Source organism: Conyzicola sp. (assembly GCF_057073975.1).
On the sequence record NZ_JBXMIS010000073.1, the window covers coordinates 1 to 19,500 of the forward strand.

General features: G+C 68.4%; 10 protein-coding genes. All 10 read right to left on the reverse strand.

Annotation, left to right across the window (positions count from 1 at the left end; translation table 11 throughout):
- Positions 1-40: 40 nt before the first annotated feature.
- Positions 41-337: a WXG100 family type VII secretion target gene (locus AC14A7_RS06710; RefSeq protein ID WP_484007457.1), complete on the reverse strand. Its 297-nt coding sequence runs from the start codon at positions 335-337 to the stop codon at positions 41-43.
- A 107-nt stretch (positions 338-444) separates the two neighbouring features.
- A complete protein-coding gene (locus AC14A7_RS06715; protein WP_484007459.1) occupies positions 445-4,935 on the reverse strand; it encodes an FtsK/SpoIIIE domain-containing protein in 4,491 nt (1,496 codons plus the stop codon).
- 18 nt (positions 4,936-4,953) lie between these two features.
- Positions 4,954-7,350, reverse strand: coding sequence for a transglutaminase-like domain-containing protein (locus tag AC14A7_RS06720; RefSeq protein ID WP_484007460.1), 2,397 nt, complete (start codon positions 7,348-7,350; stop codon positions 4,954-4,956).
- The gene (locus AC14A7_RS06725; protein ID WP_484007462.1) at positions 7,347-8,651 is read right to left on the reverse strand and encodes a DUF58 domain-containing protein; all 1,305 of its coding nucleotides are present in this window, start codon (positions 8,649-8,651) and stop codon (positions 7,347-7,349) included. The genes AC14A7_RS06720 and AC14A7_RS06725 overlap by 4 nt, the downstream gene beginning before the upstream one ends.
- On the reverse strand, positions 8,648-9,616 hold the full coding sequence (locus tag AC14A7_RS06730) for an AAA family ATPase (protein ID WP_484007464.1): 969 nt from the start codon (positions 9,614-9,616) through the stop codon (positions 8,648-8,650). Before AC14A7_RS06730 ends, AC14A7_RS06725 begins: the two co-directional genes overlap by 4 nt.
- A 34-nt stretch (positions 9,617-9,650) precedes the next feature.
- Positions 9,651-15,257 carry an Ig-like domain-containing protein gene (locus tag AC14A7_RS06735; protein WP_484007466.1) on the reverse strand — a complete coding sequence of 1,869 codons (5,607 nt, stop codon included), beginning with the start codon at positions 15,255-15,257 and terminating at the stop codon, positions 9,651-9,653.
- Between the two features lie 111 nt (positions 15,258-15,368).
- A complete protein-coding gene (locus AC14A7_RS06740; RefSeq protein ID WP_484007468.1) occupies positions 15,369-16,097 on the reverse strand; it encodes a hypothetical protein in 729 nt (242 codons plus the stop codon).
- Positions 16,097-17,743, reverse strand: coding sequence for a serine/threonine-protein kinase (locus AC14A7_RS06745; protein ID WP_484007470.1), 1,647 nt, complete (start codon positions 17,741-17,743; stop codon positions 16,097-16,099). The genes AC14A7_RS06740 and AC14A7_RS06745 overlap by 1 nt, the downstream gene beginning before the upstream one ends.
- A complete protein-coding gene (locus AC14A7_RS06750; RefSeq protein ID WP_484007472.1) occupies positions 17,740-19,017 on the reverse strand; it encodes an FHA domain-containing protein in 1,278 nt (425 codons plus the stop codon). Before AC14A7_RS06750 ends, AC14A7_RS06745 begins: the two co-directional genes overlap by 4 nt.
- Positions 19,018-19,023: 6 nt before the next feature.
- Positions 19,024-19,500: PP2C family protein-serine/threonine phosphatase (locus tag AC14A7_RS06755; RefSeq protein ID WP_484007474.1), on the reverse strand; the 477-nt coding region annotated here is incomplete at its 5' end.

The window sequence follows — 19,500 nt, forward strand, 5'->3', positions numbered from 1 at the left end:
CCCCCCCCCCCCCCCCCCCCCCCCCCCCCCCCCCGATGTACTAGCCGCGGAGACCGGAGGCGAGGCCCTCGTCGGTCTGCTGCATGGTGTCGGCAGCGGAGATGAGGAACGAGCTGAGGCCCTCGAGCCCATCGACGGCCTGCTTGGTGCCGGTGGTGAACTTCTCGAACGAGTCGCGGTAGGCGGCGCTCGACTGCTCGGCCTGGAAGCCCTCCGAGGTCAGGGTCTGCACAGCCTGGCTGAGCTCGCGGAGCTTGTTGTTGAGGTCCTCCTGGCCAGCGGTGAGCACGCGAGCGGTCGCGCGGAGGTCTTCGTAGGTGACGTTGATGTTAGCCATGGTGGTGCTCCTTTGTTGTTGACCCCGCCAATGGAGCGGGCTAGTGGTTCCACGATAAGGTGAAGCTGAGTTTACGTCGATGGGGACAACTCCCCATCACGTTCTCCTCAGGCCTCCGGCATCAGTGGAAGCTGTACTCTCGCGAACTTTCCGCGGGCGATGTAGAAGCCGCGGCCGGGAGGGAACTCGGTGCGCGAGACCCGCGGCAGCGGCGTCTTGAGCAGCATCTCGCCCTCCAGGCCGTCGGGCTGGATGAGGAAGCCGGTGCGGGCCGCCTTGATCTCGGCCAGAAGCGGGTACGACGAGCCCCAGGTTCCGATCTCCGACTCCCCGATGAGGAAGTGGTCGGAGCGCTTGACGGCCTTGATCAGGTCGACGAGCGGGTTGTCGGCCGGCGAGCTGAGGAAGTCGGCGATCTGCTCGATGACGACGACGATCTTGCCCTTCGTCTTCGCGTCCTGCACCTCCGCGGTGAGAGCGCGGGCCAGCTCCGACACGTCTTCCATGGTCAGTGCGACCTTCGTCCAGCCCGGTGCGGCACCGACGGCGGATCGGGCGTTGCCGATGTAGTAGCGCGAGGCATCGGGTAGTGCCCGGTCGATCGACGCGGCGAGCGCGAAGAGCGCGTTCGTTCGACCGGAGGCTGGCGGCCCGGCGAGCAGGAACACCCCGCTCGGATCGAAGCCGATGGCCTCGAGGCTGTCGTCGGAGACACCGAGCACGGGCTGGCCGGCGACATCGGCTGGCAGCGAGGCAGCAGGGATCTCCGCGCCGAGTGCGCCGATCGGCTCGGCCGGAACGCGCCCGGTGCGGGCGATCGCCTCACCGAGACCGGCAATGGCCTTGGACTGCTCCGCGACATTCGGCGTACCGCCGAGCACGGCGACCTGGGTCTCGAGCCCGTCGACGAGTGCACGACCGGGCGCGGACGCCGGCGACAGCACGTCGTTCGGCTCGTCGAGCAGGCCGTAGGCGTTGTCGTCGGAGAGTCGGTGCACGATGCGGCGCTGGAACATCGAGGCGACCGAGTTCGGCACGCTGCCAGAGCGGTCGGCCGTCATGACGACGTGCATTCCGAGACCGCGGCCCTCGACGAGGATCTGCTGGAACACGGAGTACCAGACCGAGCGCTGCGAGGTGGTCTCGAAGTCGTTGCGGAACGCCGGGAAGTTGTCGACCAGCAGCAGGATGCGGCGCTCGTCTGGAGCGTTCGCGATCGTGCGGTACTCCCCGATCGTTCCGGCGTTGACAGCAGAGTAGCGGGCTCCCCGGTCGTCGATGATGCCGCGCAGCATCTTGAGCAGGCGCACGACGCGCTCCGGGTCGTCGCCGGAGACGATCGACCCCACGTGGGGAAGGGCCTCGAGCATCTTGAGGCCGCCGGTGGCGAAGTCGAGGCCGTAGACGTCGACGGGACCGCCGCGCGGGGTGATGCCCGCGGAGCACGCGATCGCGCGCAGGGTCGTCGTCTTGCCAGATCCGCCGGCCCCGTAGATGGCAAGGTTGCCATCGGTGTCGGGGCGGAAGTAGACCTCGTCCTGGCGCTGTGCCTGCGGCACGTCGCTCACGCCGATGAGCAGCTCTGTGTCGGTGCGCTGACGAAGCTTGGCGAGGTCGAACACCGGCGCGAGCTCGTCGAGCCATGGTCGACGAGCCGGCGGGATGGCGGCCTCCTTGGCCGCGGCGACCAGGCTGCGAACGAGTCGCGTCTGGTCGGTCGGTCCTTGGTCGACCTCGACCGAGGTCTCTGCCTTGCCGCCGACCGGCTCCCACGGCACCTCTGCGCCGAAGCGCAGCTCCGCGACCTCGATCGACGGGGGTGCAGGGGTGTCGTTGGTCCAGCCGCCGGCGTAGGCCGACTGGAAGCTGGTGAGGCGGCCCGGTCCGGTCTTGGCGATGCCGCGACCGGGGATTCCGGGGTCGAATGTTCCTGCGATCTTGTCGCCGACGACATCCATGGAATCCGACTCGTCGGCCATGCGCAGCGCGACCCGCAGGTTGGTGTTTGCCCGCAGGTTGTCTTTGATGACACCGGCAGGTCGCTGCGTGGCCATGATCAGGTGGATGCCGAGCGAGCGGCCGCGCTGGGCGATGTCGACGACGCCGTCGACGAACTCCGGCACCTCGCCGGCGAGGGCGGCGAACTCGTCGATCACGAGCACGAGCGCGGGAGGCGACTCCGGGTCGCCGCTCTTCTCGAGGTCGAGCAGGTCTTTCGCCTTCTTGCGGTTGAACAGGTGCTCCCGGTAGTGCAGCTCTGCCCGAAGGCTCGTGAGCGCGCGGCGCACGAGGTGCGGGCTGAGGTCGGTCACCAGCCCGACGCAGTGCGGGAGGGTGACGCAGTCGGCGAAGGCGGAGCCGCCCTTGTAGTCGACGAAGAGGAACGTGACGCGGTCGGGGCTGTACTCCGCCGCCATGCCGAGCACCCATGCCTGCAGGAACTCGCTCTTGCCGGCACCGGTGGTTCCGCCGACGAGTGCGTGCGGGCCCTGCACACGAAGGTCGAGGTGCATGGCGTCGACGCCCGACTGCCCCACGAGGGCGCGCAGGCGACCGGCGCGGCGGCGCTTGAGCGGGCCGCCGGAGCGGTCGTGGATGGAGTCGTTCTGCTTCCAGCGCTCGACCGCCACACTCGGCGTCGTCGCGATCTCCGGTCCAAGCAGCGACAGCATGGAGACCGTGCGAGGGATGTCGCTCGAGTCGCCGACCATCGCGCCGGCGTCGTAGACGGGCGCCAGCCGCTTCGCGAACGCGAGGGCACGCTGCAGGGTCACCGGCTCTGAGACGACCTCAACGAGCTCGCTGCCGAGGCGCACGAGGCCGACGCGCGCGCGCTCGCCGCCCGGTGCGACATCCACGAACGTGCGCGCGACGGCGGGGAGGGATGCCACGTCGCTCGCGACCCAGATCGGGTAGATGCCCGCGTCGGCGGCGCGCTCTGCGAGCTGAACGATGCGGGCACGGTCGACCGGGGCATCCTCGGTGATGACGAGCAGGATGGCCGGCGTCGCCGACGGGGGCGGCGTCGCGATGTCAGCCCCATCGCCGGCAGACGCGCCGGCCACGAGAGCGGACTTCTCGATCTTCACCGCGCCGCGGGCCGAGTCGCGCGATGCCTTGCGCGAGGCGATGAGCTCCTCGAGCGCGGAGACGAGCGCGTCTCCCGTCGCCTGGCTGTTAGCGAGGTGGGTGCCCTCGATGGGGCTGTGCTGCGAGGCGGCGTGCGGCAGCCACTTGAGCCAGTCGAGCTCTGGCGTCCACGACGTGCCGGCGATGGCGGCAACCGCGAGCTCTGCCGGCGAGTGGAGTCCGGTGACCTGCACGACGAGGCCACGCACGATGTCGGCGGCGGCAACGCGGTCGCCGGCCACGCCGATCGCTCCGGAGAAGAACAGGTTCTCTGTGACGGGAACCCCGTCGATGTCGCGGTACGTGTCGATGGTCTTCTGCACGCGCTCGAGGTACTGCGGCAGCCCCGCGTCCTCATTCGACATCTCGACCGTGTTGCGCGAGAGCATGCTGCCGATGCCGAGGTTCACCGAGAGGAACTGCCAGTGCTCTGGGCGCCTCGTCCACAGCAGCGGGCCGAGGGACATCGCGGCGTCGTAGACCTCGGCTGTCGACGGCGCCTCGCGCAGCCGAACGTCGCGCTCGATCGCCACCTGCTCGTCGAGCCGCTTCTCGAGGTAGGCCGCCTTCTCCTCGAACTTGGCGATCTCCAGCTTCTCCTTGCGCTTGCGAGTCGAGCGCGTGGTGAAGTAGGTGCCGACCATGAGCACGGGCGCGGCCGCGATGAACAGGAGGGAGGTCGCGTTTCGCCCGCCGACGAGGAAGATGACCACGCCGATCACGAGCGGCGCGAGCAGCACGAGCCATGGGAACGGCTGCTGGTCTTTCTCGGTCGGCATAGTGGGAGCCTTGAACTCCTCGCCCGGGTAGCGCGACTCGACCCGCGGCGAGCGGTTGAAGCCGATCGGGCCGGTCACGACGGGGGTGGCGACGGCGCTCGCCGCGAGGATCTTCGCCTCGAGCACCGTGTCGCCGACTCGCACCGTCTGGCCGTCCTCCAGGTCGATGCGGGTGATGAGCCCGCCGTCGACCTCGAGCCCGTTGGCCGAGTTGAGGTCGACGATGCGAACGGCGGTGGATGACACGTCGATACGGGCGTGGCGCTTGGAGACGAGCGAGTCGTTGAGCGTGACATCCGACTGGGCGGCATCACGGCCGAGGTACTTGGTGCCGAGGGTAAGACGGAAGTCCTTGCCGGCATCCGGTCCTTCGATGACGCGGAGGATCGCAGCCGCCTCGGCCTGGGCCACGACGGGGGCGGCGTTGGCCGCGGTGATCGTGATGGTGGATCCGGAGGCGAGCGGGGCATCCACCAGGGCGATGTCCGCCTCGATCACGCGACGCGGCGCGCCCTCGGCGTCGACGATGCGCAGCGTCGAGTCGGAGCCGTCAGGACCGTTGGCCGAGCGGAACGGATCGAGCTGCGCGATGGCGCTGGCGACATCCGCGACCGTCGCTGCCGCGTCTGTCGTGACGACAATGTCGGCCTCTGGACCGGTGGAACGCTTGAGAGTGAGTTTGAGGCGCATCGGGTCTCCTTCGGTCGGCTACTTCTTGAGCCCGGGCAGGCGGGAGGTCTCAGCGCTGGCACGCGCGGCGAGCGCCGTCAGCCAGGCGCGCACAGAGCTGATGCGGTACCTGGCGACGAAACGCCGACCGCGGGAGAGTGCGGCCTCGGCGACGGAGACCGCGGCAAGCGCCTCCGTCCAGACGATCTCTGTCGACTCCTTCGGCACCTCGACGCCGGAGAATACGGCCTCGTCGGTGCGGGTGGCGATGCCGACGAGTCCAGCGGTGGCGGGAGCCAGCTGGGTCTCGAGGCCGCTCGCCGTTCCCTTGCGGGTGAGGTTCTGCGGAATCTCGTAGCCGAGCTCGCTGAAGCGGTCGACGAGCTCGTCCCACGCACCGGCGGCGGCCGCGTCGCCGGTCTCGGCCTCCCGACGGCGACGCAGGCGGCGCGCCTTGACGGCACCGATGAGGAGCATGGGGATCAGCAGAATCGCCGCAGGGATGAGAAGAGCGAGGCCGATCGCGATGGCCCAGCCGGGAATCTCGAACAGCGCGCCGTCCTCGGAGTCGCTGTCGTCGACCTCGACGCCGGCCACGAGGTCGTTGTCGTCTTTGTCGGTGCGCGGAGGCTGGCGCACCTGCGGCTGCGGCTCCGACTGCGGCTTCGGGTTCTGGTCCTGCGGGATATCCGTCTCCTCCGGAGTCGGATAGAAGGGAACCCAGCCAACACCCTCGAACGCGACCTCTACCCATGCGGTGACATCGGAGCCGAGCAAGGTGACCTCGTCCTGGCCCTCCGCGACCTCCGGCTTGAATCCCATGACGACTCGGGCCGGGTAGTTGAGGCTGCGCGCCATGAGCGCGAAGGCCGAGGCGTACTGCTCCTCGTCGCCGATGAGCTGCGTGCGCGTGAAGAGCTCGACCATGCGGTCGGCGCCCTGGCCGGCGCGCGAGGCGACCGCGTCATCCGCTGCCCCGTGGCTGAGGAAGCCCGTGGTCTGCAGCGCCGTCTCGATGGCCCGCAGCTGCTCGATGGGGCTCGTCGCCGCGCCCATGAGCTCAGTCGCCTTGGCAGAGACGACGTCGGGGATGTTGGAGACGGGCGGCAGCTGCAGCGACGCGGTGGTCACCTCGAGCAGCGCCTCGTCGTCGTACTCCTGCTGCCGAACGGCCTCGACGCCGAAGGTGTCGCCGGAGGCGAGGCCAGTGGTAACGACGGCGGTGCCGGTTGCAGGGTTGTAGCGCAGCGACTCCGCCTGCTGGCGCGCGTCGTCACCGGTGAAGGTGATGGATGACGCGTAGCCGATCGAGGGAATCCAGACGTCGGCGTAGTCGAGCACCGTCACGCTCAGCTCACGCCCCTCCTTCGCCGCGGTCAGCAACGGGGCCTTGGGGATGGTCTTGCCGACAAGGCTGAAGCTGCCGGAGCCGTCGGTCGCGATCTCGCTCCCCGCAACGCCCCACAGGATGCCGTCATAGGTGTCGAGGGTAGCCAGCCGCAGCCGGTCGCCCTCCTGCAGCCCCGAGACCGTGAACAACTCGGTCTCCTCGAGGGTCTTGGTGTACTTGCGGTAGGCCGCGAACGGGCTCGGGTAGGTCAGCGGCTCGAACGGCGGCTCGATCTCCTCACGCAGTACGAAGCGGTTGTCTGGCTGCGGCGCGACGCTCGAGCCGACGAAGACACCGACCAGCACGGCAGCGAGCACGACAACGGCGGTGCCGATGACCTTCTTGCGCAGCAGGCTGCGGTCGCCCTTGGCGCTGATGCCAGGGCCGACGCCGCGACGCCAGCCGAGCCAGATGAGGGCGAGGGCCGCGAACGTGATGCCACGAAGAGCGGCGTAGAAGGGCTCGGCGGTGCCGAGCAGCACACCGGCAAGGTAGAGCGCCGTCGGGCCGAGCAGGATGAGGCCGGAGCGCCACGCCGTGCGGCGCCGCGTCGGCAGCCAGCGCACCGCGAGCACCGTCGAGACGAGCCCGACGGCCCACCCAGAGACATACGGCACGGCCGTCACGTAGTCGGGAAGCTCGACCGGCGGACGGAGCGTGAGGATGTCGGCCCAGCCGAACACGGTTCCCACCGAGAGCTCGGTGAGAGTCTCGATCGTGGGGATGAAGCCGAGCAGCGCGAGGGCGGGGAGCGCGGCAGCACTGCCGAAGAGGTAGAACGCGAGAACCCCGAGCACGAACGTCGGGATCGCCCCGAGTCGAAGAAGGTGCGATGCGATGGCCACGGCGGTGCCGACCGCGAGGCCGGCCAGACCGGCAATGAGCCAGCCGATGCTCTCGAACGAGGTGGCGAAGCCGATGATGCCGATGGTCGAGAGGATGGCGAGCACGACGACGTCGACAAGCGTGCGCGGCGCGATGGCCAGCGACGGCTTCTCGACGGGTGGCGCCGTCGTGATCGGGATACTGGCATCGGTGCGTGTCATCGGACCCTCCGGACAAGGCGCGGGAGGTCGTCCAGCTGGGCGATCGTGACAACGGCAAGCCCGGCGACGCGAGAGACCCGCGACTGACCGCCGATCTCCGTGCGGAAGCCGATGGTCGAGGTGTCGCTGCCGAACAGCGTCTCGATCGACCGGAAGTCATGGGTTGCGAACTTCGAGCCGGTGACGATCATGGCGACGCTCGGCGGCGGGAGGCGCAGCGTCGCCTTGCGCACGAAGTCGCGGGCGTCGCGGTACGGCGAGGATGTCTGCTCGAGCCGGCAGCTGTCGTCGAGCAGTCCTGTCGGCGAGATCGTTCGCAGCGCGACCTTCTCGCTGACGACCTTGAGCTTGGTGCCGTCGCGCAGCACCTGCACCCCGAGGGACGCCATGGTCGACACCGCGAGCTCGAACTCCTCCTCCGAGGCGTAGGAGCGCTTATCGGCGTTGAACACGATGGTCAGCTGGGAGCGCCGTGTCTCCTCGAACTGGCGCACCATGAGCTGGCCGGTGCGGGCAGAGGTGCGCCAGTGCACATAGCGCCGGTCGTCCCCGGGCTCGTAGGCACGCAGGGCGTGGAAGGAGATGTCGTTGTTGGTGATCGTCTTGGTGATCTCGCCCTCGAGGTCGCGCACGAGACCGGCGGCAGATGGCTTGAGGCGGGCGGTGATCGGGTGCACGAAGAGCTCGACCGGGTCTGCCCAGCGCACGGTGCGGCGCATGAGTCCCAGTTGGTCGCCGCGAACGGAGACCGCAGGGCCAGCGACGATGACAGCGCGGCGGTTCGTCGGAACCGCGAAGAGCTCCTCGTGGCTGTCCTCACTCGCAATAGCGGGCAGCATGAACTCCGCCATGCCGGCGCCGACGGGCAGTTCGAAGCGCGACGGGGTCGAGGTGCGGGCGCCGGTGTTAGTGACGACCATGCTGCCGAGTGCCCGCTCCCCCGCGACCACGCGGCGGGGGGTCAGCTCGATCGTCACGCCGAAGGCGGATCGCCCGAAGATGAACAGGATGGCGAAGAGCAGACCGCCGACCAGCGTGACGGCAATGTAGACGAACTCCTGCCATCCCAGTGCGAAGCCGATTGCCGAGAACACGACGGCGACCAGCAGCACGACCCAGCCCGTGCCGCTGACGACGGTGAGAACAGGGCCGACGACCCGCCAGAGCGCCTTAGCGGCGAGACGCGCCACTCCCCAGGCGGTGCGGAGTGCGCCAGCAACGGCGACCGCGGTCGACCGCACGCTGGCGCGCGCCGTGGGGCCCGCGCTCTCAGGTGCGGGCGATTCGGTCGCCGTCGTCATGCTGCGCGGTAGGCGGGGGGCGCGATACCGACGAGGATGCGCGAGACGATGTCTTCTGCAGATACCCCGGCGAACTCCGACTCCGGGTCGACGATGATGCGATGGGCAAGCACGGGAACCGCGAGCTCGCGCACGTCGTCCGGGGTGACGTAGGTGCGTCCCTGCGAGAGTGCCCACGTCTTCGCAGCACGGGCGAGGGCCATGGCGCCGCGCATCGAGACCCCGAGGGTCACATCCTTGTCGGTGCGGGTCGCGGTGACGATCTCGCTGAGGTACTCCATGACCGAGGCATCGACGAAGACGGTCGAGGCGAGCTCCGACATCTGCGGAATCGAGCTCGAGGCGATGATCGGCGTGATCTTGCCGGCGCGGGCGCGGTTCGCCGAGTCCATGAGCAGCTTGACCGAGGTCTCGTGGTCGGGGTAGCCAAGGGTCGTCTTGATGAGGAAGCGGTCGAGCTGGGCCTCTGGCAGCGAGTACGTTCCCGCCTGCTCCACCGGGTTCTGAGTGGCGATGACCATGAACGGGCTGCCGACAGCGTGGCCGACGCCATCGACGGTGACAACGCCCTCCTCCATGACCTCGAGGAGTGCGCTCTGGGTCTTCGGGCTTGCACGGTTGATCTCGTCCGCGAGCACGATCGAGGCGAAGATCGGTCCTTTGTGGAACTCGAAGACGCCCTTGCCCTGGTCGTAGATCGTCACGCCGGTGACGTCGGACGGCAGCAGGTCTGGGGTGAACTGGATGCGCGAGTTCGACCCGTCGAGGGTGTTGGCGAGCGCCTTGGCGAGCACGGTCTTGCCGGTGCCAGGGAAGTCCTCGAGCAGCACGTGACCGTCAGAGAGCAGCGCCGTCACGACGAGACGGATGACATGGGACTTGCCGAGGATGGCGAGGTCGACGTTGCCGACGAGCTTGTTGAAGGCGTCGGCGAACCACGTCGCCTGCTCCTGGGTTACTGCCATGGTGGTGTCTCTCTCTGCGGGTGGATGGGAAGGCCTAGCAATGGGGCGGGCTGCCAGAAACGTGGAGGTTGGGATTGCCGCTGTTGTCTTCGCGCTTGACGTACCAGCCGCTGTTCTGGCCGTAGCTGCCCTGGGCGAATCGATACCACGTACCGGACCAGCCCGACCACGTCGTGTAGCAGTACACCGTCAGTCCACCGGCCTGAACCCAGCCGCCGCCGGAGGAGCACCCAGCCGGTGGCCCCTGGGTGTAGTGACTTCCGTTGCCTGGTCCCTGCTCGGGGCAGCTGCGCACATCGAGGGTCGCGCTCCAGCTGGTGACCGGTTCTCCCGGGGTCGTCGCGCTGGCAGAGTCTGTGCGCGCCGTATACGGGTTGCCATTGATGATCGGGTAGACCGACAGCGTGTAGGTGCGGTTGGCGGCGCCCGTCCAACTGAGGGACTGCGGCTGGCCGACCTCGCCGCTCGCCGGGTCGCCCGAGACCGGGGCAGGGCTGATCTCGTAGCGGTAGCGAATCTGACTCGCCGGAACCCCATTCGCGGCTGACGCGTCCCAGGAGCCGTTGAGCGTGTAGTTGCCGGCTCCCCCGGGCGCCCAGAGCCTCGTCTGCGGAAGACCGGGGCCCGCCTTCGCCACCTGGGAGCGGTTGGACGGCACGCTGTTGCCCCCCGTCGCGAGAGCGATGACGGATGCCGTGTAGTTCTGGTCGACGGTTCCGGTGAAGGTGTGCGGCGACGACGCGACGTTGCCCTGGAAGGCCACCGTCGAGGTGTTGCCGACGTAGACGGTGATCTGGTACCCGGTGATGTTTCCGCCGTTAGCGCCAGCACCCGACCAGCTGAAGGTGATGTTGCCTGAGCCGTTGGCGGTCTCGGCCGGAATGCCCATGGTGGCCGGGCTCGCCTGGCCGAGCGGCCGTACAGAGTTGCTGGGGTCGGAGAGGGTGCTGGTGCCCATGACGTTCGTCGCCGACACCCGGTAGGTGTAGTCGGTGCCGTTCACGAGGGTGCCAGCGGCGTTCTGGAAGCTCGAGGCGCCGGCGCCGACCGCGAACGACGAGGTGCCGTTGCGGTCAGCCGGGCTCATGCTCACGGTGTAGCCGGTGATGGGCTCGCCGTTGGTGGCCGGGGTGACCCATGCGACGGTCGCCTGCTGGTCCTGCGGCGAGGCAGACGGCGGTGCGATCTTGTCTGGCGAGTCGCGCACGGTGAGGATGTAGCGTCCCTGCACCTCACGGGTCGGCTCGAGGGTCGCGTCGCCGATCGTGTAGACGACGCTGATGGCGCCGATGAATGTCGTGCCAGGGCTGACCCGTACCCCGCCGTCCTCGTCGAAGTCGACCGTGGCGCCGCTCGCGGCGTTCTCGATGTACGCGTCGAGAACCCGAAGGGGCTCGTTCGTCGAGGCGAAGGGGTTGTAGTCGTTCGCCAGCACGTTGAACGTCGGCTGGGGGGCTCCGCGGCGGCCCTTGTCCTCGTCCTGTACTGCCTGCGGCATCGCCTTGGTCGACGGCACGCTCGTGACCGTGACCGTGCCCGGCACGCTGAAGTCGCGGAACTTCACCATGAAGGTCAGCACGGTCTTGGTTCCCACCGGTGCGCCGCGCGGCACGGAGATCGTCATGTCTCCCCCGCTGATCGTGGCCTTGACCTTCTCCGTCGTGCCACCGAGGTCCTCGTAGCTGAACTGCGAGATGAGCGACGGGTTCGGGTGCGTCGTCGATGCGCGCAGGTTGACCACGACTGAGTCTGGTCCGGCCTCGATCGTGACGTTCTGTGCCGTGAACTGCGGTGGGGCATCCGTGAAGTCGGGGTTGCCGACCGTGACAGGCAGCGAGATGACAGCGGTGTTGCCGTTGAGGTCATCCTTGTTCTTGCCGTCAGTGACCTCGAACGAGATGGCGGCGACACCCCGGAAGTCCTTGGCTGGCGTGAACCGGATGGTGTCGTTGTCGACGAACGACGTCTCGCCGTTGCTGTTCGTGGCCGACACCGTGGAGATGTCGGTAATGATCGCCTTGCGGCCGGAGGGCACGATGATGATGTCGTCGAGCTCCCACGTGCCGGTGCCGTTCATCTCGATCTGCTGCTCGCCGAGCTCAGGGTCGAGATATGGCGGCGGCGCATAGTTGGCGCTCACCTTCGGCGGCACGATGATGAAGGCTGTCGTGCTGAGCTCGTCCACCTCGTTGGTCACCGTGTAGGCGATCGCGGTGCGCAGGTCGCCCGCTGTCACCTCGATGGTCATCGCATCCTGGTCGACGGTGGCGAACTCGGAGTTCGGGCCGTCGACGGAGATGAGCAGGTCCTCCCGGCGACCGCCGGGGTTGGAGATGAGGTCGAGCTCGTCGAGGTCGACCACGACCACCTCGTTGTCGACGACGTCGTCGATCGGCACGTAGTAGTCGATGGCGACGGGGTAGGTCGGCTCCGCGTCCTTGGTGACCTTCACGTAGATGAACGCGGTGTCGACGCCGCCCTTGCCGTTGTCGATGCCGTAGCGGATCGTGAACGACCCCTCCGTCTTCGGTGCGGTGATGACGACGAGCTGGTCGGAGACCTCTGCCTCGATGCCCTCGTCGACCTCGGGAAGAACCGGGTCGATGCTGAGCGCGTACCCGGCCGGGTCGCTGTCGTTCGCCAGCACCTGCACGGATGCGGTGCGGCCAGGCTGGATCTCGACGCTGTCGTCGACGGCGTTGGGCGCCTCGTTGGTGGGATTGCGCGGGATGACGCCGATGTAGATGACGCCGATCGCCTTCTCGCCGTAGGTGTCTTCGACCAGGTATCGCAGCTCGTCGGTGCCGGCGTCGCCCTCGTTGGCCTGGTAGGTGAACGAGTTGGGGGTCTGCGCGGTGATGACGCCCTTGGTCGGCTGCATGCTGATGCCCGTGACGACAACGGAGTCGCCATCGGGGTCGACCCCGTCGAGCGGGATTGTGATCGGCACCGTTGCCCCCGAGTAGACCCTCGCGAACTGGGTGCGCGGTGCCGGCGGCTGGTTGGTCTCGAGGTCGCGCGCGATCACGCTGAAGGTCGCCGTCGCCGTCGCCGACTCGCCGAACTGGTCGGCGATGCGGTAGGTGACGGAGTACTCGCCGGGTGTCTTCGGTGCCTGGTAGCGCAGCAGCTGGTCGTTGACGAACGCGAGCGCTCCGCTGCCGGCCCCGGAGGCATCCGCGAGCTCCGGCTCGAGCACGATTGCCGCGTCGTCGGGGTGGTAGTCGTTGTCGAGCACGTCGAGGCTGACGTAGTCCTCTGCGCGCACCTTCACGCGATCGGGCACGGCGACGGGCGGCTGGCGGTTGACGATGGGCGCGACAGGAACGACCGTCACTCCCGCGTGGGCCACCTGGGCGCCATCCGAGATCGTGTAGGTGAACTGGGTCTGCTCTGTCAGAGCCGCGGAGGAGGTGATGCGGGCGGTCGTGTTGTTGAGCAGCTCGACGGTGAGATACGCGTTCGTCGAGAGGGTGTCGATCGACTGCACCGCCAGCACGAGGCCGTTCGGTGAGACGTCATTGTTGAGCACCTTGACGAGGGTCGGCTCTCCGGCCCGGAGGTATGCGGTGTCTTTGACAGCGATCGGCGGGAGCGCGAACTCCGGTGTCGGCTTCACATCGACGCGAACGATGCCGATGCTGGTGGCGGCACCCGCGCCAAGGGAGTACATGAAGTAGTGCGTTCCCGCTTCGCTGCCGGAGATCGTCAGAGTACCCTTGTCGGCGTTCACCTCGACGCTGAGCGCGTCTGGCACCTCGTCGATGCCGATGAGGGCGAGCGGGGCGGTGGAGAGGGTGAGGTCGTTGCCGAGGGGCTCGATCGTGACGTCCTCGTTGACGAACACCTCTGCGTAGTCCGGCGTGCCGATCGGGGTGAGGGTGCCGGCCGCGGCGATGTCGACGATGAACGTGCCAGCCGTCTCCGTCGTGCCATCGCTGACGGTCAGTCGCACCTCCTTCTCGCCGAGCTCTGCCGTCTTGCTCTGGAAGGTGATGAAGCCGTCGGGGGTGAAGCGCACCTCATCGCCGCTGACCGGACTCGCCCCGGTGAGGGTGAGGTCGTCGCCGTCGGGGTCGATCCAGTCGCTCAGCACGTTGCGGTCGATGGTGCCGCCGACCTCGAGGCCGACGCTCGTGATGCGCTTCTCCACCGGTGGGGAGTTCTCGCCGTCGGGGGTGACCCTGATCGTCACGAAGGAGTCGGCGGCCGCGCCGCGTCCGTCGTTGATGCGGTAGCTGAACGAGGCGTTCGACGCCCCCTCCGCTGGGGTGAACTGCAGCGCGCGTCCGCCCTCGATGAGGCTGAGCCTGCCCTGGGTTGCCTCGTCGACCGTTCCGGTGTTCTCGATGGTCAGCACGTCGCCATCGGGGTCGGAGTCGTTCTCCAGTACCGGCAGGATCGTGGTTCGGCCAGCGCGAACGCCGAATTGGTCTTCCTTCGCGACGGGCGGCCGGTTGATCTCCGTGCGCTCCGCAAGGGTGTCCTCGAAGGACTGCACCGACGACTTCTCGTCGCCCTCCTCCGTCTCCTCCTCGAGCGGGGGTGTCACCTCGTCCCAGTTCTCGACGAGGCGCATCTCGTTGTCGACGAGCCAGACGTTGCCGTTGTCGAGGTTGTTGAGCGCGATGACCGACTTGTTCACCCGGAACTCGAGCGTCGAGCCCTTGGTCGGCTGCTCGATGGCCTGGATCTCTGGCTTGGCTCCGTCACACCACAGCACGTACTGCTGGGCACCGCTCCATGCGCCGTGAGCGCAGCCGTTGAGCCACACCGGCGACGACACCGAGTCGGCGTCGCTGAGGGCAGAGAGGATGCTGGTCTTGCCTGCCTCAACAGACCCGCCCCCGAGCGGAACGCGAAGCAGGCTGTTGCCGGTCGCCACGATCGCCACGTCGTTGTCTGCACCCGACTGCTGGAGCTTCATGCCCTTCGCGTCTCCGAGCTCGACGGCAGAGCCGTCGCCGCGGATGAGGCTGTTCTGCTCGAGGTCGAGCACCGCGAACTGCTCGCCGATCGCCGCGATCTCGTGGTTCTCAGAGAAGTCGATGGATGACTCGACCGGCTTCGCGCCGATGCCCGCGATCGTGTAGACGGTCGACTCGCCCGGCGAGGAGGCGAAGACGGTGCCGTCGGGCGACACGGCAACGTGGGCGCTGCCGCCGAGCTCGAGCACCGGCTCGTCGACGGGGTCGAAGTCGAGGGTGTTGGCGACGTCGACGACCCAGAGCTTGCCGTTGGACTGGTCGAGGATCGCGAGGGTCGTGCCGCCGAGCTTGACCTCTGCCTCCGAGGGGAGGTCCACCCGCTCGGTCAGGCGGGTGAACGCCGGATCTATGCGCTCCAGGGAGCCGGCCGTTGTGTCGAAGAGGAAGACGGTATTGCCGTTCTGCACGACATCCAGTTGCGGTGTCGCCGCGGCCACTGCGGCGTCGAGCTCCTCGATCTGGCGGTTCAGTCGGCCGGCGAGGATGTCGTTGCCATTGGTCACCCACACCGTGCGGGTCGTGACGTCGACGTCGGTGATTGGGAAGCCGCGGTGCAGGATGGCTGCGCCGAGCGGCACGCCGACGGCAATGGCAATAGCCGTGACGGAGGCGATGGCCTTGCGACCGCGCGTCCACCAGGTCGTGATCGGCACTGGGTGGGCTCCTGCAACGTCGGGGGCTTTGAACAGGTCAGCTGACAGACGACCGCACAAGCCACCGTAACATGATCAATTCTTCCGGCAAACGGGCAGGACTACCCACCTCTAAGTGTCGTTAGAACCGACTACGGCGGGGCCCCGGTCGAGCAGCGGGAGGTCGTCGACGCTGACGAGACGGCTGGCAACGGCATACTCGACGAGCCGCGACCGGCGGCTCGTGGCGAGGTTTCCCTTGCCTCCGCGAAGGCCCTGAACACCGAGCTTGTCGAGCTTGTCGCACACGTTGTCGAGCTTGCGGTTGAAGGTGGTCATCGCCCAGCCGAGACGCTCTGCCGCCTCGGCAGAGCTGGGAATGACCCCGCGGCCCGGCTGACTCGGCCGCAGCACGTGCTCTGACAGCGCAAGCACGAGCAGGCGCTGGCTCGAGGTCAGCGACACAGGCATCATCGTCGTCGTGCCAGCCGTCGTCGTCGCCGCGGTCGAGGTGTTGTAGTAGTCCTCGGCAGAGTGGATGGTGAAGTCGTAGGTCGTCGAGCCGGCGCTGAAGATCACGTGCATGGTCTCGAACACGATGGGCAGCTTCGCCCCGGGAGCGAGCCACGCCTGCACCTGCCCGGTTGCATCGGTCACGGTCGCAGACAGCAGCGTTCCCGTGTTCGAGAGCCACCAGAGGCCGAACTCCTCCGTGATCGTCAGGAAGACGCGGTGGAGGTACGGGTTGTCGTCGATCGAGAGGTCGGCCTCTCGGCCGATGGTCAGGCCGGTGCCGCCGTCGGGGATCTCGAAGCGCTCCCCGACGAAGTCCACCCACAGGCGCGCGGCGGCCTCGGTCATCAGCCAGCGTCCGGGTAGCAGATGGTCAACGGCTCGACGCTGAACTTGCCGGCCCGCGAGATGTAGGCGTCGACGCACACCGGGCCAGCGGCGGTCGCCCGAGTGAAGCTGCCCGACTCGAGGGGCTTGATCTCCGTCGGGTTCTCCGACAGCGCGTAGCGGAAGGTGTCGCCATCCTGGGGGTCGGGGTTCGCCCAGGTGAAGGTGACCGTCGTGCCGTCGGCCGAGGGGGTCGCGAGGCCGTCGACGGGGGTCGGCACCGTGTCTGAGATGATCGCGCTGTCGCCGCCGACCGGCGGCTTCGGGGTGGCGGGGTTCTCTGCCTCGCGCAGCGATCCGCCAGAGATGATCGACGCCGCGACGACGCCACCGATCACGAGAACGCCGAGCACAGACAGCAGCGTGATCACGAGCCCCCGGCGCGAGCGCGTCTCTGCAGCATCCGGCTCCGGCTGGGGCTCGGCGACCGGTTCCGCGCGCTTCGGGCGAATGACCGTCTCGCCGATCGGCGACTCCGATCGCGAGGCTGCTGGCGTGGATGCCGGCGCTGGCGCCTGGGGAACGCTCGTCACACCGCGCAGTTGCGTCGCATCCGCGGTGGACGCCGGCGGCGCGACGGGCGCTACCGGCGCGACCGGCTGCGCTGCGATGGTCGAGACCGACCGCACGCGGGTCTCGTCCTCCCCGCCGGCGGCAGGCCGCTCCACCTCGACAACGTCGATGTTGGGAACCTCGATGGTGGTGGGCGCGTAGCCAAGCTCCAGCTCCACCCGCTGCAGAGCGCGGGCGAACTCGACAGCCGTGGCGAAGCGGTCGACGCGGCGGCTCGCCATTCCCTTCTGCAGCACCGCGGTCAGCGAGCGCGGAATGTCGTCGCGGCCGATGGGCGTGATCGCGCCGCGTTCGATGCGGCCGATGAGGTCGAGGGTGCCGTTGGATCGGCCGGGGATCTCGAATGGGGTGCGACCGGCGAGCAGGGTGTGGATGGTTGCGGCGAGCGAGAAGACGTCGCTGCGCACGTCGGGCTGCGGGTCGTCTTCGAACATCTCCGGCGGAGACCACGGCACGCTCATGCCGACCGACTGGCTCTCTGTCGTGCCGGCCGTGCCGGTCGTGCCGGCCGCCGACAGTGTCGTCGTGTGCACGGGCAGCTCGCCCTCGACGGTCGAGGAGATGCCGAAGTCGGTCAGCGCTGGCCAGCCGTAGTCGTTGGTGAGCACGTTGGCCGGCTTGATGTCGCGGTGCAGGATGCCTGCGCCGTGTGCTGTCGCGATCGCGCTGGAGAGCCGAACGCCCGTGCGCAGTGCGTCGGCGACACCGAAGGTCTCGCGCTTGTACCGATCGCCGAGGCTCGGGCCAGAGCAGTACTCCATGACGAAGTACGGTCGCCCGTCAACGGCGACGTCGGCGTGGAAGATCGAGACGATGTATGGATGCGCCGACAGCTGCGCCATGACGTTCGCCTCTGCGACGAACGATGCCTGTGTCGCCGCGTTCAGCTCGTCGAGCAGCAGCACCTTGACCGCGACCTTGCGCCGTGGCAGCTTCTGCTCATAGAGGTAGACGTCGGAGAAACCACCGGTGCCGAGCGGCTTGACGAACTCGTAGCCGTTCAGCTCTGGGGGAACCGATGCCGCGCGCCTCATGCGTGGCCGACCGTGATGGTGACGCCGCCGCCGAGGTCGACGACCGTGTCGACGAGGATGGACGTCGACTCGCCCTGTCGAAGCAGCTGCGGCGGGTTGCCGGGCAGCGCGATCGTCGTGCCGTTGCGCGAGTGCAGGTCGGTGACGACGACCGTGCCCCCCTCGACGGCGAACTGCACGTGGTTGCGCGAGATGTCCTGGTCGCCGGGGATGGCGATGAGCTTGGGAATCTGGCCGCCAGAGATCTTGCTGACGCTCGGCGAGCGGCCGACGAGGGCGATGCCGTCGAGAGACTCGACCCCGCCGGTCGAGAGCGCGAGGGTGTAGGCCACCGGCACGTCTGCCGTGGCCTCCGCAGCGCGCTTGCGTGACGCGCGCCCTGCGCGCAGCTTCGCGATGTCGCCGCTCATGACGGTCATCCCGTCGTGATCGCCAGCCAGGTCGGGCGATGGCGAGGCGGCAGCGGGCTCATCCGCGTGGTCGTCCTCGCTCGGAGGGCGAACGGCGGCGTCCTCGATGCTGCGCATCATGGTCTCTTCGAAGAGGCTGTCGTAGCCGCCCCCGTCGGGCGTGGCATCCGCGACGATGTCGTCGACCTCGCCGCTCGTCACGGTGTGCGCCGCGATGGTGTGCTCGGAGATCGTGTTCTCAGCGATCGTGTTCTCAGCGATCTGGTGTGTGCTCGCGGCGGGCGGCGCGGACACCACCGGGGCGGCCGTCTCAGCCGCGGCCGCAGGCGTAGTGGCCGCGGCCGCAGGCTTTGTGGCGATGGCACTCTGCGGCGCGACCGCTGCGGCTGGTGCGCTGGCCGCGGGGGCAGCGGCAGTGCCCGACGCCGTCCATTCGATCGAGGAGGCCCAGGCTGCGGCACCGACGATCGTCAGCGCGCTCCCCGTGGCGGCACCACCGGCGCGGAAGGCGACGACGCCCGGCACCGTGCGCTCCACCCAGGTCGAGACGCCAGACGCGTCGATGCTCTCTGCGCCGGTGAGGGTCGTGAGCTCGAGCGGGATGTCGCCGCGCACGATGCAGGTGATCGCGAAGCCACCGCCCGGTGCGCCCGCGCTGGCCTGGAAGAGCGCGAACGGTGGCGTGCTGAACAGCCCGGCAGAGGCGAGCACCTCGACAACGGACTGGATGCTGTCGGCAGTCGACACTGCACCCCACAGCGCGGCGATCAGCGCGGCGTCGTCTGGCGTCTGCACCAGCAGCGCCCGAGCGCCAGACACGACGGCGAGCTGGGAACCGGCAGCTGCCGGAGTGTAGGTGAGCATCTGCCGCTAGCTCCTGGGCTTCGTGTCTTCGAAGATGCCGTGCGGCAGCCGCTCGATCGTCTCGTCGTTGTCTGCGTCGATCTCGAGGCCGGTCGTGATCGACTCGACGACGACGACTGTCACGTTGTCACGCCCCCCGGCCGCCAAAGCTGCCTCGACCAGCACCTCGGCGAGGCTCGGCCCGTCGGCGTCGTCGGGGTGCTCGGCGAGGATGCGGGCGATCTGCTCGTCGCCGAGCTCCTTGGTGAGGCCGTCAGAGCACATGAGGAACGACTGGCGGCGGCTGGCGGGAATAAGCCAGACATCCGCGTCCACGTGGTCGCTCGCCCCGATGGCCCGCGTGATGACGTTGCGGTCGGGATGCAGCACGGCCTCCTCGTCGGTGATGACGCCGGCCTCGACGAGCTCCTGCACGGCGGAGTGGTCGACGCTCAGCTGCACGAATGACCGGCCGTCCCACGAGTAGATGCGGGAGTCGCCGAT

Bases quoted from the DNA above. Each gene is read 5' to 3' on its own strand.
- AC14A7_RS06710 (WP_484007457.1), bottom strand. From the start codon at position 337: ATGGCTAACATCAACGTCACCTACGAAGACCTCCGCGCGACCGCTCGC.
- AC14A7_RS06715 (WP_484007459.1), bottom strand. From the start codon at position 4,935: ATGCGCCTCAAACTCACTCTCAAGCGTTCCACCGGTCCAGAGGCCGAC.
- AC14A7_RS06720 (WP_484007460.1), bottom strand. From the start codon at position 7,350: ATGACACGCACCGATGCCAGTATCCCGATCACGACGGCGCCACCCGTC.
- AC14A7_RS06725 (WP_484007462.1), bottom strand. From the start codon at position 8,651: ATGACGACGGCGACCGAATCGCCCGCACCTGAGAGCGCGGGCCCCACG.
- AC14A7_RS06730 (WP_484007464.1), bottom strand. From the start codon at position 9,616: ATGGCAGTAACCCAGGAGCAGGCGACGTGGTTCGCCGACGCCTTCAAC.
- AC14A7_RS06740 (WP_484007468.1), bottom strand. From the start codon at position 16,097: ATGACCGAGGCCGCCGCGCGCCTGTGGGTGGACTTCGTCGGGGAGCGC.
- AC14A7_RS06745 (WP_484007470.1), bottom strand. From the start codon at position 17,743: ATGAGGCGCGCGGCATCGGTTCCCCCAGAGCTGAACGGCTACGAGTTC.
- AC14A7_RS06750 (WP_484007472.1), bottom strand. From the start codon at position 19,017: ATGCTCACCTACACTCCGGCAGCTGCCGGTTCCCAGCTCGCCGTCGTG.